Genomic DNA, 17,204 nt, shown 5'->3' on the forward strand with positions numbered 1-17,204 from the left:
TTATCCCTCCTCGGGCAGCTCCGGGAAGTTTCTTCAGGCACCCTTGCCTTAGCCTACATATTCCCTCCTTTCTGGGGCTATGACTGGACTTTCACCAGTTAGTTCATGACCATGCCGGTCACACCGCCATATCTTGCGGCCACCATGTTTTTTTCCACAGATCCTGCAGACGCCTGTACAAAACCGCCCTGGGTATCATTGGCTCGCTTGGTGATAATATTGATCACCCCGTTAACCGCATTGGATCCCCAGATGGTGGCACCGGGACCGCGGATCACCTCAATGCGGTCTACATCCTCAAGCAGCACATTTGTTACTTCCCAGTAAACGCCTGAAAAACTGGGGGTATACACACTGCGTCCGTCAACAAGGACCTGAAGACTTGGAGAGAATCGGCTGTTAAATCCCCTGCAGTTTATTGCCCATTTGTTCGCATCAATGCGTGCTACATTCACGCCCGGGGCCATGCGCAGGGCATCAGGAATACTGGTAACCCCGGAACGCCTGATGTCTTCCCGGGTGATTACGAAAATTGCAGCAGCACTGTCAGACAGCCGTTGGCTTTTTTTACTCACGGATGTGACTTTGATCTCCATGAGTTCTTCAATGGAGAATTCAGTCAAATCATGATCCTGAGCGGCTGGGCACATGGTGGATAAAAATAAGAATAGACTAAATACAAGCAGCAGGATTATTGTTTTCAGGAAAAAGCGTGACACCTGAAGCCTCTTTTCTTAAGATTTTAAAAATCTTGTGTAAATTTAAGTTACAATAACTAACGTTAAATCTCCTGATTGTCAATCAATTCCGGAGGCCCCAACAGGGCAATCGCATCGGGTCATACGATTGCCCTGATTAAATTGGCACAAGACCTTGAATGTGCCCCGGCAAATTGATATTAAGAGCAGGTTATATACAAAATTCTTAAATTCAGACACTCCGGTGCAAACGTTTAATAATTATCCAAATAATAAACATATAAAATAAAGGGTGAAAAAAATGACGGAACTGATTGATGTCAGGGCAAGGGAAATTATTGATTCCAGAGGAAATCCTACGGTTGAAGTGGATGTCACGCTGGCCTGCGGCGCACAGGGGCGGGCCGCTGTGCCTTCCGGTGCCTCAACCGGTACAAGGGAGGCGCTTGAGCTTCGTGACAACGCCGATAACCGTTTTATGGGCAAAGGTGTACTCAACGCCGTGGCCAATGTTAATGAGGTCATCGCACCGGAGATTATCGGCTATGATGCCATGGATCAGGCCGGACTGGACCGGACCATGATTGACATTGACGGAACCGAAAATAAATCACGGCTGGGTGCCAACGCCATTCTGGGCGTTTCCATGGCCGCGGCCAGGGCTGCAGCCGCTGCCAACGGGGTGCCATTGTACCGCCATATCGGCGGCATCAATGCACGGATCATGCCTGTTCCCATGATGAATATCATCAACGGCGGCGCCCACGCTGCCAACAACCTGGACATCCAGGAGTTTATGATTCTTCCCTTTGGGGCGGTCAATGTATCCGAAGCTGTCCGCATGGGCGCGGAAACATTTCATAATCTGAAAAAGATACTTAAAGGCAAGGGGCTTGCCACGGGCGTCGGTGACGAAGGCGGATTCGCTCCGGACCTTCAGTCCAATGAAGAGGCCATTGAAAATATTATTACCGCCATTGAAGCGGCCGGCTATCGGCCGGGCAAAGACATCGGCATCGGCCTGGATGCCGCCGCCACCGAGTTTTACAAAGACGGCAAGTATGTATTTGCCTCTGAAAACAGGGAGATGTCTGCAACTGAACTGATTGACTACTATGAAAGTCTGATTGACAAATATCCCTTGGTGTCCATTGAAGACGGTCTGGCGGAAGAGGACTGGGATAACTGGGAAATCATGACCCAGCGCCTGGGCAACCGTATTCAGATTGTGGGTGATGATATCTTTGTTACAAACCCGGATATTTTCAAACAAGGCATTGCAAGGGGGGTAGGCAATTCTATTCTGATTAAGCTGAACCAGATCGGCACCGTGACCGAAACCCTTGACACCATCCAGATGGCCAAAGATTCGGGATATACCACGGTGGTGTCCCACAGATCCGGTGAAACTGAAGACAGTTTTATTGCCGATCTTGCTGTGGGCGTGAATTCCGGACAGATAAAAACCGGCTCCATGTCCAGAAGTGACCGTGTTGCAAAATACAATCAATTGATTCGTATTGAAGAGGAACTGGCTGAGTGTGCCGTCTTTCCGGAAGATCTGTTCGTCTAAATTTTTTTATTTATTCAGGTGAGGCGAAGGTGAGGTGTTTATTTTTATAAATATCTCACCTTTATCATTAGTCAAAATCAAGATGTGATATGATTTTCCTGGTCACCCCAAGTCTGATACGAAGTGCGGCGATCGGAATTTGGGGGGGGATTATGATTAAAAAAACGTGTAAAAGAGGACTGGATGGCTGAGATAACTAAATATATTTTTGTAACAGGCGGGGTGTTATCATCATTGGGTAAGGGACTGGCGTCGGCGGCCATTGGTATGCTTCTGGAAAGCCGGGGGTTGACCGTGACGATCCAGAAACTGGATCCTTACATAAATGTTGACCCCGGAACCATGAACCCCTTTCAGCATGGTGAAGTGTTTGTCACCGATGACGGTGCGGAAACCGATCTTGACCTGGGGCATTATGAACGGTTCACCAATGCCAAACTCGGCAAGAACAATAATTTTACCACAGGCAAGATTTATGACCAGGTAATCACCAAGGAGCGCCGGGGCGAATACCTTGGCGGGACTGTTCAGGTGATCCCCCATATTACTGACGAGATTAAACAGGCCATCTATTTGGTTTCCCATAATACCGATGTGGTGATTGTTGAAATCGGGGGTACCATTGGGGATATTGAATCCCTTCCCTTTCTTGAGGCCATCCGCCAGTTCAAGGCTGATGCCGGCGCCAATAACGTGATTTATATCCACCTGACTCTGGTGCCCTACATTAAAACCGCCTGCGAGGTAAAAACCAAACCCACCCAGCACAGTGTCAAGGAACTTCGAAGCATCGGTATCCAGCCGGATATCCTGTTGTGCCGTACAGAGAGTCTTTTGACCCAGGAGATCAAAAACAAAATCGCCCTGTTCTGCAATGTCGGACCGGATGCCGTATTCACCGCCAAGGATGTGGACTGTATCTATGATGTGCCGATTGTCTACAATGAAGAAGGCCTGGGGGACATGATTCTTAAAAAATTGAGCATGTGGGCCCGGGCCCCGCGCATTGACGGCTGGCGGGAAATGGTGGAGCGCCTGAAAAATCCAAGGCATGATGTCACCATTGCCATTGTGGGCAAATATGTGGATTTGACCGAAAGCTATAAAAGCCTGAACGAAGCACTGACCCATGGCGGTATCTCCAATGATACCAAGGTAAATCTGACATTTGTGGATTCCTCCTCCCTGACAACGGAGAATGTGGCCGACACGCTGTCCAAGGTTGATGGTGTTCTGGTTCCGGGCGGGTTCGGGACCCGGGGGATTGAAGGAAAGATTCTTGCGGCCGGGTTTGCCCGTGAAAACAAGGTGCCCTTTTTCGGTATCTGCCTGGGCATGCAGATGGCCGTGGTTGAGATTGCACGCAACCTTGCCGGTCTGGAAGATGCCAACAGCGAAGAATTTGATATGGACACGCCCTATCCGGTGATCTACCTGATGAAAGAGTGGGTGGATGAGCAGACCGGCAAGGTGGAGAAACGGGATGAATACTCGGATAAAGGCGGGACCATGCGGTTAGGTGCCTACCCCTGTCTTCTGGCTGAAAATACCTTTGCCATGAATGCATATAAGACTGAAAATATTTCCGAGCGGCATCGCCACCGGTTTGAGTTCAATAATGCATACAAGGATAAACTGGTCGAATCCGGACTTGTCATTTCAGGGACATCCCCGGATCACGACCTGGTGGAAATTGTGGAACTCAAAGATCACCCGTGGTTTCTGGGCTGCCAGTTTCATCCGGAATTTAAGTCCAAACCCATGGCGCCCCATCCGCTTTTCAAAGCCTTTATCAAGGCGGCCCTGAAAAACAAAAAATGATTGAAGAATTCATCTGTAGATCACTTTTATGGCGGTGGCCGGGAGAAATTGGCAGAGGTCCTTTCAGACCATATTTTTTGACGCATTGTGGGGAAACGCTATTTGGACCGGATTGATAAAAAAATACTGAAAATTCTCCAGGAAAACGGGAAAATTACCAATGCCAAGCTGTCCCGGATGGTCGGCATTTCAGCACCGGCTACTATAGAACGGGTAAAGCGCCTTGAAGCAGCCGGTGTGATCTCCCATTTCACGGCAGTGGTAGATCCGGAAAAGGTCGGATTTTCCATCATGGTTATTGTCAGCATTACACTGAGCTTAAGCAAACTCCCTTCGGTGCCTTTGATCAAGGAAAAGTTTTCGGAACTTGAGGAGGTTGTAGAGTGCTACCAGATTGCCGGTGCCCATGATTTTATTCTCAAGGTCATTGCAAAGGACATCAAGGCCTATGCTGAATTTATGAACCAAAAACTGACCCGGATACAGGGCATCCAGAGCATCCAGTCCTCATTTGTCATCGACAGTCTTAAGGACAAAAAAATTTTTGTTCTGGAAGCCGGGGATGACAACTGAAGATCCATTCATTAATTTGTATCTTCATCCGCTGTCGGCGTGCCGAACCCTCCCCCGCCGGGGGTCATGATACGGAACCGCTCGCCGGGTTGGGCCACGATTTCGTTTTTAGCGCCCATATAAATTGAAGTGCCGTCTTTTCTGATGAAAAGGTTGACCCCCTTTTGGCCGGATTCCCCGCCTTCCAGCCCGTAAGGGGCAAAGACCCGTCGTTCGGAAAGGATGGCCACATTAAGCGGCTCTAAAAATTCCACCTCACGCACCAACCCGTCCCCACCATTGAACCGTCCCCGGCCGCCCGATCCCCGGCGGATGGAAAATTCCCTGAGAATTATGGGATACCGCCGCTCCAGGATTTCCGGATCGGTGATGCGGGTATTGGTCATGTGGGTATGGACCCCGGTCTGGCCGTGCCAGGTGGGACCGGCCCCGGCCCCGCCGGCAATGGTTTCGTAGTAGCCGAACCGGTCATTGCCAAAGGTAAAATTGTTCATGCAGCCCTGGGAGGCGGCGGCCACGCCGAACGCCTTGAGGACCACGTCCGTGATTCGCTGGGAGGTCAGCACGTTGCCGCCCACCACCGCCGCATCAAAAGCGGGATCAAGCAGCGAGCCCCTGGGGATATTGACGGTAATGGGGATAAGGCAGCCGTGGTTTAAGGGCAGGTCTTTTTCAATCAGGCATCTGAGGCAGTAAAGAATGGCCGACTTGGTGACGGCCCTGGGGGCATTGCAGTTTCCCCATATTTGAGGTCCGGTGCCTTGAAAGTCGAATACGGCACTGCCGTCTTTTCGGTCGATGGTAAGGGCCAGGGCAATGGGGCTGCCGTCATCCAGATAATCCTTGGCGCGAATTGTGTCCCGTTCGGCCATCCCCTTGGATGCGGAAAGCGCCTTGAGCCTCTGGCGAACGGCCTCTTCAGCCGCATTCCGGACATGCGTCATATAGGCCTGGACCACCTCAAGGCCGTATTGATCCACCATCTCCAGCACCAGTTCGATTCCTTTCCGGTTGGCGGCGATCTGAGCCTTAAGGTCGGAGATGTTGTCTGCTAAAAGGCGGGAGCCTGAGATGGCCGGGCGTCCCGGTGCCGGGGTCAGTTTGTCCGGGGCAAGCAGCAGTTCTGAAATGCCTTTCTCTTGAAAAATGCCGTTTTTCACGAGCTTGAACGAGGTGATGCAGGCCCCTTCTTCTTCGAGGCGGCGGGAATCGGGGGGCATGGAACCGGGGGTGATGCCGCCGATGTCGGCGTGGTGCCCCCGGGCCGCCACCCAGAAAATTATCTGATCGCCCTTGAACACCGGGGTGATGACCGTAATGTCGGGCAGGTGGCTGCCCCCTGCAGCCGGATGGTTGGAGACCAGCACATCCCCGGGCGCAAGATCGCTTCCCTGGCGCCGGATTTGCGCTTTTACCGCGTCGCTCATGCTTCCCAGGTGGACCGGCAAATGGGGCGCGTTGGCTACCAGCTCGCCTTTGGGCCCGAACAAGGCGCAGGAAAAATCGAGGCGCTCCTTGATATTGGTGGAGATGGCGGTCTTTTGGAGCATCCGGCCCATCTGTTCGGCAATGGACATAAACAGATTGCTGAAAATGGAGAGCTGGACCGGGTCAAGCGTTGTGCCGATTTGTTCCCGTGTGCCCGCGCCCACGTTGATCTCCACATCACCGTTCCGGGTAATGGCGGCGGTGCAGTCGGGTTCGATGAGAATGGTGGCGGTCTGGTGGATCAGGATGGCCGGGCCGGCAATGCAATGGCCGGCGGCAAGTTTTTCCAGATCGTAAATCAGGGTTTTCTGCCAACCCTCTTCAAAACAGCATTGGGCCGTATCCAGCACCAACGGTTCCCCCTGGGCCTCTGGAATGCTGATACTGCGCAGATCGGCAGCTTTGCCCCGGGCCCGAATCCGGATATCGTCGATGAGAATTTGCCTGCCCAAAAGATCGAATCCGAACTCCCTGCGGTAGACGGCCCTGAAAGCCCCGGCATAATCATTGTCGCCAGGCCGGGATATCATAATGGCCGTATCTGTTCCATGGTACCGCAGGTTGAGAAACCGGGTGGTGTCAACGACATTTGGGGAGAATCCCTGATCCTGAAGTTCCCGGGATGCCTCTTTTTCCAGCCGCTCAAAAATTGTTTCAATGTCTTTCAACGCTTGTGGGCATAAGACGGCGGCGGAGGGGTGCTGCCGTTCCGTGACCACATCGGCCATGCCCATGCCGTAGGCGGACATAATGCCGGAAAATCGATGGATGAAAATTTTGGATATCCCCAGGGCCCGGGCAATGGCGCAGGCATGCTGGGGACCGGCGCCCCCGAAGGTGGCCAATACGTGTTCCTTGATGTCGAACCCCCGCATCACCGAAATTTCACGGATGGGTCTGACCATCACCTCGTTGGCCACCCGGATAAATCCCAGGGCAGCCTCTTCCATTGTCATGGGCGGCAGCCCGGCAGCGGCACAGTATGCGTTGATGTTTTCTGTCAGGCCGCTCAGAGCCTTACGGGCCGCTGCCACGTCCAGGGGCTGATCCTCGGTGGGCCCGAAAATACGGGGGAAATGTTTGGGTTGAATCCGTCCGAGTACCAGATTGGCGTCCGTGACCGTCAGGTATCCGTCTTTCCGGTAGCAGACCGGCCCCGGGTGGGCCCCGGCAGATTCGGGGCCTATAATAAACATGCCGTTGTCAAAGAAAAGGCGGCTGCCCCCGCCGGCGGCCACGGTCCTGATGTGAAGCTGGGGCGCCTGGATGCGCACACCAGCGGTTTCCGTCTCAAACACCAGTTCGTATTCCCCCCCGAACCGGGAGACATCGGTGGACGTACCGCCCATGTCAAATCCGATGACCGGCTGTTTTTTTTCAGCATCAAAGGTGGTCATGGCATATCCAACCACCCCGCCGGCAGGCCCGGACAGGATGGCGCGGCTGCCGGTGAACCCGTCGGCACCGGCCAGGCCGCCGTCGGACTGCATGAAAAGGAGGCCCGTATGGGCTAATTTGTCTTTGAACCCGTGCTTAAAGCTGTCAAGGTAGGTGCGAATATGCGGATTCAGATAGGCGTCCACCATGGTGGTGTCGCCCCTGGCCACCAGCTTTACCCGGGGCATGACTTTAGAGGAGAGAGACACCTGGGTAAATCCGATCTCCCGGGCCAGGCGGCCGATGGTCTGTTCATGCTCGGGCCAGGCATAGGCGTGCATGAGTACCACGGCAAGGCTGCGGATGCCCCGGTCATAGACGGCCTGGAGATCGGATTTTATGGCCGCTGTATCCAGGGGGCGGATTATGGCCAGACGATCACCGGTAATGCCCGCCACAATTTTTCCTGCCACTGTCGAAGCGTCCTCATTTTCTCGCAAAATTCTCAGTCGTTCGTCCGCTTCGATGACCTCCCGGTAGAGTAGCTCGGGTTTTTTGATCTCCAGGTCAAAAATCCGGGGACGGTCCTGGTTTCCGATTTGAAGAATATCACCAAATCCCCGGGTTACCACCAGGGCGCTGGGCGCGCCTTTCCGTTCCAGCAGGGCGTTGGTGGCGACGGTGGTCCCCATGCGAATCCACTCAATCCGGCCGGCGTCGAACTGTTCTTTGGGCACGGGCTTTCCAGTCACCTCTTCCAGGATACGCCGGATTCCCTCACGGGGCGCGTCAGGATAGTTTCGGGGATCTTCAGACAAAAGCTTGATAACCCTGAAACCGGGCTCTCCGGGCACCTCGGCATAAATATCCGTAAAGGTGCCGCCGCGGTCGACGGAAAAACGGAATTTGGCGGGGTCGGACATATAAACTCCTTTTACAAGAAACTAGAGACAAGATACAAGAAACAAGAGGGCGAAGCGCCTGCGGCGCCCATTTTATCCCTGCATTGCTGGTCTCTTTGGTTTCGTTATTTGTGGTGGGCTTATGGCCCATGCCGGTTATTCAGCGCTGGGACAATCATGCTGCCCCGTGATCAGGGGCTTGATATCTAAAATCGGTGTGCCGTCAATCATGTCGATGTGTTTGACCTCAATGCGTCCTTGGTCTTTATTGATTACCTTGACGATACTCATGCCAATGGCATTGGGGCGTATGGGGGAGCAAATACTGAACACCCCTCTGGAAGACGATCGATGGGGCGGGGTCTGAAATAAGTATTGTGAATTGAATGCCGGACTTTTGTGAAAATGGAAAAGCACTACAATTTTTTGTCCAACTTCAATATCACGCAGGGCAGAAACAAATTCAGGATAGATCTCCAATATGCCTTTTTCCTGTGATACGGACCAGTGCCGGGGCAATTTTGTTGCATTGGTTTTCACAAAACCAATGGGTGTAAAGGAAATGGTTGTATCGTTTGTCATTATATTACCTAATAATTACCTATGTTTTTGGGGGCCTCATTTTTCTGGTTAAATTATTTCGGTCTCAGTATTTAACACAGTTCGTTTGTGTCGTACATGTTCAATTGTATTCTGAAAAGGCTGAATGATATTTTTTGTCCGGTCTTGAAAATCTCCGGGGTCTGATATAGTCTTTTGTTTTACGAATAGAATCGTGTCATTCGCTATCATCATTTAAAACAAAGGAGATCAGACATATGGGAACCATGGAAAATTTAGCAGCGGCATTTGCAGGAGAGAGTCAGGCCAATCGTAAATATCTTGCGTATGCCGCTAAAGCGGATAAAGATGGGTTTCCCCAGGTGGCCAAGTTGTTCCGGGCGGCCGCTGAAGCGGAAACCATCCATGCCCATGCCCATCTGCGGGCAATGGGCGGGATTAATTCAACTGTGGAAAATCTTGAGGACGCTATTGCCGGAGAAGCCCATGAATTCACGGATATGTATCCCGAATTTATTGCCGAAGCCGAAAAAGAAGGAAACAAAAAGGCTGTCACCACTTTTAAATTTGCCATGCCTGTGGAAGAAGTCCACCACGGTCTTTATGCCAAGGCATTGGCAGCCGTAAAAGGCGGCGGCGATCTGCCGGAAGCAAGCATTCTCATTTGTCCTGTCTGCGGCCATACCATTGAAAACAGTGCCCCGGAAAAATGTCCGGTTTGCAACACGCCCGGCACAAAATATATTGAAATTTCCTGATTGTTAGAACCTGTAAATAGGCTCATAATCCGGCCGGGGAGATTTCACCCCGGCCTAAATAATTGCAGTTAATGTCTGACTGAAAATCCGTGTTTGGACAAAAAGTTGCCCAGATGCAAATTTTTCTGCAACGCGGCAGGTGGGTGACTTTTCGTTCAAACACTAGTTAAGGAATCTAATGGCCTGGCATATAAAACCAAACATAGCGTACATTCTTGATAAATCCCTTGATGACGGTATCAGCCGGGAAGAAGCAGAGAGCTTGATCCGGATGGATCTGCACAGCAAAGAGACCTATGCACTGATGGAAACAGCGGACCGCTTGTCCCGGCAGACATTTGGACTGAAAGGGGAAAATCATCTGCACATCGGCGTGAACCTGGAACCCTGTCCTTTAAACTGCCGTTTCTGCTCCCTTACCAAAGATGCCGGCATTTTTACGGAAAAGATAGAATTTGACTACCAGCAGATCCTATACTGGTCTAAAGAGGCCGAGGCCGCAGGGGCGGATGCGTTAAATTTGATGACCACGGGAACCTATCCTTTTAAACGATTACTGACATTGGGTTCCCGGCTGAAACAAGACGTGAGCCTTCCCCTGGTGGCCAACACCCGGGATATCACCCATGCCGAGGGCGAACAGCTTTTGGCTGCTGGATTTGTGGGCGCTTATCATGCCGTCCGGCTGGGGGAGGGCAGGGATACCCCGTTGAAAAAAGAAAAACGGATTCGGACCATCCAGGTTTTTAATGATGTGGGCCTGAAATGGATGAACTGCGTGGAACCGGTGGGACCGGAACATACACCTGAAGAAGTGGTGGAGGTGATGTTTCTGGCCCGGGAGTACCAGGCCACTTATTCCGGTGTCATGCGCCGGGTGAATTTCCCGGGCAGCCCCATGGAAAAATACGGGATGATCACCGAATTTGAAATGGCCCGTCTGGTGGCCGTGAGTCGTCTGGTCATGGGCCGGGTGCCAAAGGCGCATTGCACCCAGGAACCCAATACGGCGTCCATGACCGCAGGCGCGAACCTCTTTTTCCCGGAAAAAGGCGCCAGCCCCAGGGATGATCAGGCTGATACGGGCAAAGGGCGGGCCAAGGAGATCAATGAATGCCGCAGGATACATTGGGAAACCGACTGGGACCCGGGATTGCCTTCAAATTGTTTTTAAGGTTGACAGAGCAGTTTGTGCTTGCCTTGATTTTTTTCCTGGTGGCCTGCTGCCCGGCACCTGGGTTTGCGTTTAACGCAGGCACCTGGAAAACGGCCCAGACCATCCAGCCTTTTTTTTATGACCGGTTCACCGGGGCAGGGAAAAACGTTAAGGTGTTTTCCTTTACCAATCCGGCTGATCAGAAAACGGCGCTGATGGCAGGCAACCTGGATATTTGCGGTACCACCATTGCCCATGCCATCCATTCTGCAGCCCTGGGTCAGCCCGTGGTCGTGGTGGCCGCGCTTTGTAACAAGTGTTCGGCGTTTGTGGTGGCCGCAGACAGTCCTGTCCGGTCTCCCGCCGATTTAAAGGGTAAAAAGATCGGATATGTGCCGGGTACCATGCATGAGATCCTTCTGAGGGAAACCCTTGTCCGTTCCGGCCTTTCCCCGGACCGGGAGGTGGCTCTGACCCGTGTGGATTTTTTTGATATGGGCCTGGCCCTGGCACGGGGCGGTATTGACGCCTTTGTCTCGGGCGAGCCCTTTCCCACCATCGCGGTAATCAAGGGCTATGGCAGAATTCTTTCCTACCCTTATTACGGGGAATCCATCGGTACCATCAATGCCGGCATGCTGGTTACCCGTAATTCCGTTGAAAAAAATCATGGCCTGGTTCTTGAGATGGTCAGGGCCCATGCCCGGGCCACCCGGCTTCTCAAGCAGGACAGGCAATTATGGCTGGCAAAAGCATCGGAATTCGGCACCCCCATGGAAATACTGGCGGGGGCGGCCCACAACATGGAATTGGCCTGGGATATGGATCCGGATTTCGTTGAAAAAGCCCGGGCCCTGGGGGAGCGCATGCAAGCCCTTGGATTGATCCGGCGCCAACCGGATTACAGCCGGTTGTTTGATTTGCGTTTTGTGGACCAAATCCGGGCGGAGATTGGGGAGTAAGTTGTACCGGATTCTTCCCTGGATTTTACCGGCCACAGCCTTGTGTGGATGGGGGCTGGCATCAAATCTGGGGTGGGTGCCGCCTTATCTGCTGCCGTCGCCGGGGGACATTCTGGATACGGCCGGGATCTATATCTTTGGGACGGACGGTCAGGGGCCCTATGCCGGTCGTTTTGCAAGGGATACACTGGCCAGTTTGTTCCGGGTGGGACTGGGATTTGGTCTGGCCACGGTATGTGGACTGATTCTGGGGGTCTGGTCCGGCCGAGTCCCTGCCGTAGCGCGGTTGCTGAACACGCCGGTGAACGGGTTGAGAGCGGTGCCCGGCATTACCTGGCTCCCACTGGCAATGGTCTGGTTTGGTATTGGTCTGAAAACCACGGTGTTTCTGGTGGCGTTGGCCGCGTTTTTTCCCATTTATCTGAATGCCGCCTCCGGGGCCGCCCAGGTCAACCCGTTGCTTCTCCAGGCCGGGGCCATGATGGGGGTGGACCGTATCCGGGGCACATTTGCCATTCTTCTGCCGGCGGCCATGCCGGCCATTGTCACAGGCCTGCGGCTGGGCCTGGGGATTTCCTGGGCATACCTGGTACTGGGAGAGCTGTCCGGTGTGCCTGACGGGCTGGGGGCCGTGATCATGGATGCCCGGATGCTGGGGCGCATTGATATGATCGTGGTGGGGATCATCCTCATCGCCCTCATGGGGCAGGCCAGTGACTGGCTGCTGAAAAACGCATTGAAATTCTGTTTTACCAGTGCGGCGCGTCAGATATGAATGTTCTGTCAGATGCGTTCGTTTCGAGCCCCGTTCTGGATGTACAGGGCCTGTCGAAAGTATTCACGGGCAGCAGTGAACAGACCCCGGTGTTGTCGGGCTTAAATTTTCAGGCCTGGCCCGGGGAGTTTATCTGTATTACAGGGCAGAGCGGTTGCGGTAAATCCACCCTGCTCAAATTGCTGGCCGGATTTATTCCACCGACCGCCGGCCGGATTCTGTTTAAGGGAAAAAGCATAACAGGCCCCGGGCCGGATCGTTGTGTGGTATTCCAGGAGGACGCGCTTTTTCCCTGGCTCACCGTGGCGGAAAATATCGGGTTCGGCCTGAAGGGAAAGGCCTTGTCTGCGGCTGAAAAACAGTCCCGGGTAAACCGGTTTCTGGACCTTGTGGGCCTGACCGAATTTAAAGATTACCTGCCAGGGGAGATTTCAGGGGGGATGAAGCAGCGGGTGGCCCTGGCCCGGATCCTGGTACTCAGCCCCGAAGTCCTGCTCATGGATGAACCCTTTGCCGCCTTGGACGCCCGGACCCGGGAGCAAATGCAGAATCTGCTTTTATCCCTGTGGGAACAGTTGAAACAGACCATTATATTTGTGACCCATGATGTACGGGAAGCGGTGACACTTTCGGACCGAACCATGGTAATGGGCAGGATAACAGGAGAAGCAATTATAACTCCCATCCACCTGGTTCCCATTCCCCTGGAGCGTCCCCGTATCCAGAGCAGTCGTGAATTCATGGAATTGGCCGCACAGATTAACTCCCCCAATAAGTAAAAACGACCTTCCAAGGGCATTGGGAAGATATGCCTCACCAAATCCTTTTTCCAGATCTGTCTTGTGAATTTTATGCACCTCTTCAAGATGGGCCTTCAGCTTGTTTACAAGCCGTTCAGGCAGGGGCACCACACGGTCCTTTTTCCCTTTCCCGTCCCTGATCACGATCTGCCGGTACCCGAAATCAATGTCATGGACCCTGAGTCTGATACAATCCATCAACCGCATGCCCGTCCCATAAAGCAGGGAAGCCATCAGTTTCTGCCTGCCATCCATCTGTTCGAGAATTTTTGCCACCTCGTTCCGGGTTAAAACCACCGGCAGACGCCTGGGACGTTTGGCGCGTGCAAAATTACCAATATCACCCAGGGGGTGTTTCAGCACCTTGTCATAAAAGAAGACCAACGCATTCAACGCCTGATTCTGAGTACTTTCTGCAACATTTCTCTGAACTGCAAGATGCTGCAGGAAACTGACAACCTCACCGCTGCCAAGCGTTTCCGGTTCCCGGTTCCCGCAAAAGGAGATAAAACGCGTTACCCATGATTCATAAGACTGCTCGGTTCTTATGGAATACCCCCTTGTCCGCAGCTCCACCAGCAACTGCTCCAGAACAGCTGTATGACGTTTTCGAACGGCGGAGAGTTTTGAGTGCTTTATATTTGACAGGTGGTCAATGGTTTTTTTAGCCGACGCACCGGCGGCCACCGTGGGATGCGATGCTGTCAGGGAATCGGCTGAATCCATCCGGAATTTCCAGTCCACCTCCGGCAGCCAGGTTACGCCAAGCATGGCAAACAGATTCTGTATATCATCCACAAGCTGCCTGAACTGCCAGCCCTCAATACCATCGTCTCTTCCCTGTTGTTCCAGGTAGGCGGCCACCTGTTCAGGGCCGTGTTCCGCCAGGCGCCTGTCAGGGAAGGCCTTGATATACTGCTCGGCTCTGATCACATACCACCTGATTACATTGCCTTTCATTGTTACCGCAGGCGGGATAAATACCCGGGGAGAGTGGGTGGAGCCTCGATACAGTTCTACCTTCCTGTTTCCGGTCAAAGCGCTTTCCAATGTATTCAGGGCCAAATTCCTGAGCGGCCTGATTGCAGCCCACAGTCGGGGAGATTTAAAACTGCCGGATGAATTGACTCAGTTTTCCGATCTCTGCGCCTTCAGGCAATGGCTGTTCCATACCGTTCCAAAAGCCTGGGTGGTATACTCCAAACCACCGTTCTCAGGTCCGGCAGACGTCGTTAAATACATCGGCAGATACACTCATTCAACAGCCATCAGCAACAACAGGATTATATCCGTTAAGGATGATACCGTTAAATTCTGGTTCAAAAATACCCGGAATAAATCCAGGTGGGAAACAAGCGCTTTGCCGGTGATGGACTTCATTGACCGTTTCCTTTTGCATGTTCTGCCCAAACATTTTCACCGGATCAGATATTATGGGTTTCTGGCCAACGGGCAGGCTGGAAGACATATACCGGCAATACGACAGCCTTTGAATGACCAGGCCACACCTGATCCTGCCCCTCTGAAAGAACAGCAACCTCGATGTCCGGCCTGCGGTAAGGGGAAGATGATCACGATCCTGGTGTTGGACGGTCATGGCAACGTGGTCAAAGAAGATTTACCCAAAATAGAGATCAAACAAATTTCGGCTAAAGCAAGGGAACCATAAAAGGGCTTTACTTTGGAAACAATTACCGATATCAAAAAACAGGCAAAGTCCTGTCAGGGAGTGGTATTGGCAATCAGCGCCGGTTCCCGGTTTTTTCGATTCTTTTTTAAGCCGGATCGGATAAATTAGAAGGGTGAAGCAAGATGAACGCTCAACTTTACCAGGAAAACTTTATGATCGGAGTTGTTCAATCCAAGTTTAAGGATAAGGATTCTCCTGCTTTTACCCAAGCAAGCACCTGCGAGGCTTCGACCCGGTTAATGTAACAAGACGTTCAAGCAGAAAAAAACACGGAAACGCATTGGTTGTAGAAAATTTTTGGTTGTGTTTTTTTCTGCTTAACTTAACGTTTTTTTTATGCAGAAGAATCAAGTAGGAAAGAAGAAATATGACAAAATATAATAGGGTACAACGGTGATACAACAAACATTATTTCCAGATGAAAATAGTGCAAGGCAAAGCTGGTTTGTGGATGCAATGGATACTTTGTCTCTAAAGGAATTCCCTGGTTGGCCAGACAATTTTGGTGACTTGCTTATTGAATGGCGAAGAAGTAATATTTGCAAAGAAATAAGGATTTTAAGCTTGTTTAGTGGTGCAGGCGGATTAGACATAGGTTTTCATGATGCCGGATTCAAAATCATCGAATGCAATGAAATTGAAAAAGATTTTGCAACCACACTTACCTTAAATAATTCATCCGAGAAACGGCTTCATGGCTGTAGCGTTGCTTGCATTGACATTAACGATTATAATCCTGAATTAGATGGAGTCGATTTTATTATTGGCGGTCCTCCCTGTCAGACTTTTTCAGCTGCGGGTGCTAGAGCTGCGGGAGTGAATGGCACAGATGACGATAGAGGAAATCTCTTCAAGCAATATGTGCGCATCCTAACTAAGCTTAAACCGAAAGGATTTCTATTTGAAAATGTATATCGGATTGTAGGCGCACAAAAAGGAAAACCATGGAAACAAATACAAACTGCTTTTAGAGAAGCTGGATATAATCTCTACTGGAGAATCCTTGACGCTGCAGATTTTGGAGTTCCTCAATTCAGAGAGAGGCTTATAATTGTAGGATTGAAAGAAGGGAGCTTCCAATTCCCTTACCCCACACATGGTCCAGATTCGACAGATAATAGACCCTACTACTCAGCAGGAATGGCAATAGAAGGAGTCGTTTCAAAGGTCCAAGGTAGCAAGGTAGGTGGCAGGCATGGTCATTTACTGAATGACATCCCACCAGGGCTGAACTACAGCTTTTATACAGACAGAATGGGTCATCCAACTCCTCATTTTGGCTGGCGTTCAAAGTTTTCTGATTATCTATATAAAGCAGACCCCAATACACCCGTCAGGACCATTAAAGCTCAAGGAGGTCAATACACAGGGCCTTTTCATTGGGGAAACCGGACATTTACTATTGAAGAACTCAAAAGACTTCAAACATTTCCAGATAATTATGTGATCAATGGGAATCGGCAGAAAGTAATTCATCAATTAGGGAATTCCGTCCCTCCCCAATTAGCCCGGGTACTTGCGCTCAGCATTGCTCAGCAAGTGTTTGACGCTCCTCTTCCTTTTAAGTTGGAATTAATGCCAGATTCGATGGAACTCAAATTCAGGACAAGAAAAAGTAAATTAACAAAAATTTATGCCCAAAAAGCACAAGATGCTATTGATAAATTAAACATTGATAACTCAAAAAGAAAAAAAATAATCAAATCAAACAAAGGATATTTTAGTCTTACTGCTAATTTAGTGCTTGAAAAATCAAATAAAGAAGCAAGTTGGGATTATTACCTCGAAAGTGAAATTTCTAATGGGAATATATCTATTCAGCTTTGGGATAAAGAAAAAAAGAAAAATCCACAGTATCAGTACACAGTAAAGCCAAGAAGGGGGTTTCAAACCAATTCAGGAATTGAATTAATAACAATGCAGTCTTTTTCCAGCAATTTACATTCTATAACTGCTATTTGGAAATATTTGGAGTCATTGGTAAAAAAATATTATCATAAAGATGACTTGATACAACTCTTTGGTTATTACCAATATTCTAATAATTATTTGATCAATATTGAATATAAT

General features: G+C 50.9%; 13 protein-coding genes and 1 pseudogene. 10 read left to right on the plus strand and 4 right to left on the minus strand.

All coding sequences use genetic code 11. The annotated features are described in order from the left end of the window. Positions 1-98: 98 nt before the first annotated feature. Entirely contained in the window at positions 99-623 is a 525-nt protein-coding gene (locus tag HXW94_RS16090; RefSeq protein ID WP_246294135.1) for a TonB-dependent receptor plug domain-containing protein, read from the minus strand. A 376-nt stretch (positions 624-999) separates the two neighbouring features. Here HXW94_RS16090 and eno point away from each other — a divergent pair, with 376 nt between their 5' ends. The 3 genes from eno to HXW94_RS16105 all read left to right on the plus strand — a co-directional run bounded on the left by eno (position 1,000) and on the right by HXW94_RS16105 (position 4,665). Further along, a complete protein-coding gene (gene eno, locus HXW94_RS16095; protein ID WP_178367922.1) occupies positions 1,000-2,271 on the plus strand; it encodes a phosphopyruvate hydratase in 1,272 nt (423 codons plus the stop codon). A gap of 183 nt (positions 2,272-2,454) precedes the next feature. Next, entirely contained in the window at positions 2,455-4,092 is a 1,638-nt protein-coding gene (pyrG, locus tag HXW94_RS16100) for a CTP synthase (protein ID WP_218576766.1), read from the plus strand. Between the two features lie 102 nt (positions 4,093-4,194). Further along, complete coding sequence (locus tag HXW94_RS16105; protein ID WP_178367923.1) at positions 4,195-4,665, plus strand: Lrp/AsnC family transcriptional regulator; 471 nt, start codon at positions 4,195-4,197, stop codon at positions 4,663-4,665. An 11-nt stretch (positions 4,666-4,676) separates the two neighbouring features. On the opposite strand, the gene HXW94_RS16110 is transcribed toward HXW94_RS16105, so the two are convergent. Both HXW94_RS16110 and tsaA read right to left on the minus strand, forming a co-directional pair. Then, positions 4,677-8,453, minus strand: coding sequence for a hydantoinase B/oxoprolinase family protein (locus tag HXW94_RS16110; RefSeq protein WP_178367924.1), 3,777 nt, complete (start codon positions 8,451-8,453; stop codon positions 4,677-4,679). Between the two features lie 135 nt (positions 8,454-8,588). After that, on the minus strand, positions 8,589-9,014 hold the full coding sequence (tsaA, locus tag HXW94_RS16115; protein WP_178367925.1) for a tRNA (N6-threonylcarbamoyladenosine(37)-N6)-methyltransferase TrmO: 426 nt from the start codon (positions 9,012-9,014) through the stop codon (positions 8,589-8,591). Positions 9,015-9,250: 236 nt separating this feature from the next. On the opposite strand from tsaA, the gene HXW94_RS16120 reads away from it, so the two are divergent. The 5 genes from HXW94_RS16120 to HXW94_RS19290 all read left to right on the plus strand — a co-directional run bounded on the left by HXW94_RS16120 (position 9,251) and on the right by HXW94_RS19290 (position 13,423). Next, entirely contained in the window at positions 9,251-9,751 is a 501-nt protein-coding gene (locus tag HXW94_RS16120) for a rubrerythrin family protein (RefSeq protein WP_178367926.1), read from the plus strand. Positions 9,752-9,929: 178 nt separating this feature from the next. Beyond that, a complete protein-coding gene (locus HXW94_RS16125) occupies positions 9,930-10,925 on the plus strand; it encodes a biotin synthase BioB (RefSeq protein ID WP_178367927.1) in 996 nt (331 codons plus the stop codon). Beyond that, positions 10,865-11,869: an ABC transporter substrate-binding protein gene (locus tag HXW94_RS16130; RefSeq protein WP_178367928.1), complete on the plus strand. Its 1,005-nt coding sequence runs from the start codon at positions 10,865-10,867 to the stop codon at positions 11,867-11,869. The genes HXW94_RS16125 and HXW94_RS16130 overlap by 61 nt, the downstream gene beginning before the upstream one ends. 1 nt (position 11,870) lies before the next feature. Further along, complete coding sequence (locus tag HXW94_RS16135; protein WP_246294137.1) at positions 11,871-12,644, plus strand: ABC transporter permease; 774 nt, start codon at positions 11,871-11,873, stop codon at positions 12,642-12,644. Beyond that, positions 12,641-13,423 (plus strand): ABC transporter ATP-binding protein, encoded by a 783-nt coding sequence (locus HXW94_RS19290; RefSeq protein ID WP_218576767.1) that lies wholly within the window; start codon positions 12,641-12,643, stop codon positions 13,421-13,423. The genes HXW94_RS16135 and HXW94_RS19290 overlap by 4 nt, the downstream gene beginning before the upstream one ends. Positions 13,424-13,510: 87 nt before the next feature. Here the strand turns inward: HXW94_RS19290 and HXW94_RS19595 are convergent. Then, a pseudogene (locus HXW94_RS19595) lies at positions 13,511-14,404 on the minus strand (phage integrase N-terminal SAM-like domain-containing protein); the annotation flags it as partial. A 37-nt stretch (positions 14,405-14,441) separates the two neighbouring features. Between HXW94_RS19595 and HXW94_RS16145 the strand changes: the two are divergent. Next, on the plus strand, positions 14,442-15,113 hold the full coding sequence (locus HXW94_RS16145; protein WP_343054667.1) for an IS91 family transposase: 672 nt from the start codon (positions 14,442-14,444) through the stop codon (positions 15,111-15,113). Between the two features lie 414 nt (positions 15,114-15,527). Continuing rightward, positions 15,528-17,204, plus strand: a 1,677-nt coding sequence (locus HXW94_RS16150; protein ID WP_218576768.1) for a DNA cytosine methyltransferase, incomplete at its 3' end; no start/stop codon positions are given.

Source organism: Desulfobacter latus (assembly GCF_013389365.1).
GTDB classification, from domain to species: domain Bacteria; phylum Desulfobacterota; class Desulfobacteria; order Desulfobacterales; family Desulfobacteraceae; genus Desulfobacter; species Desulfobacter latus.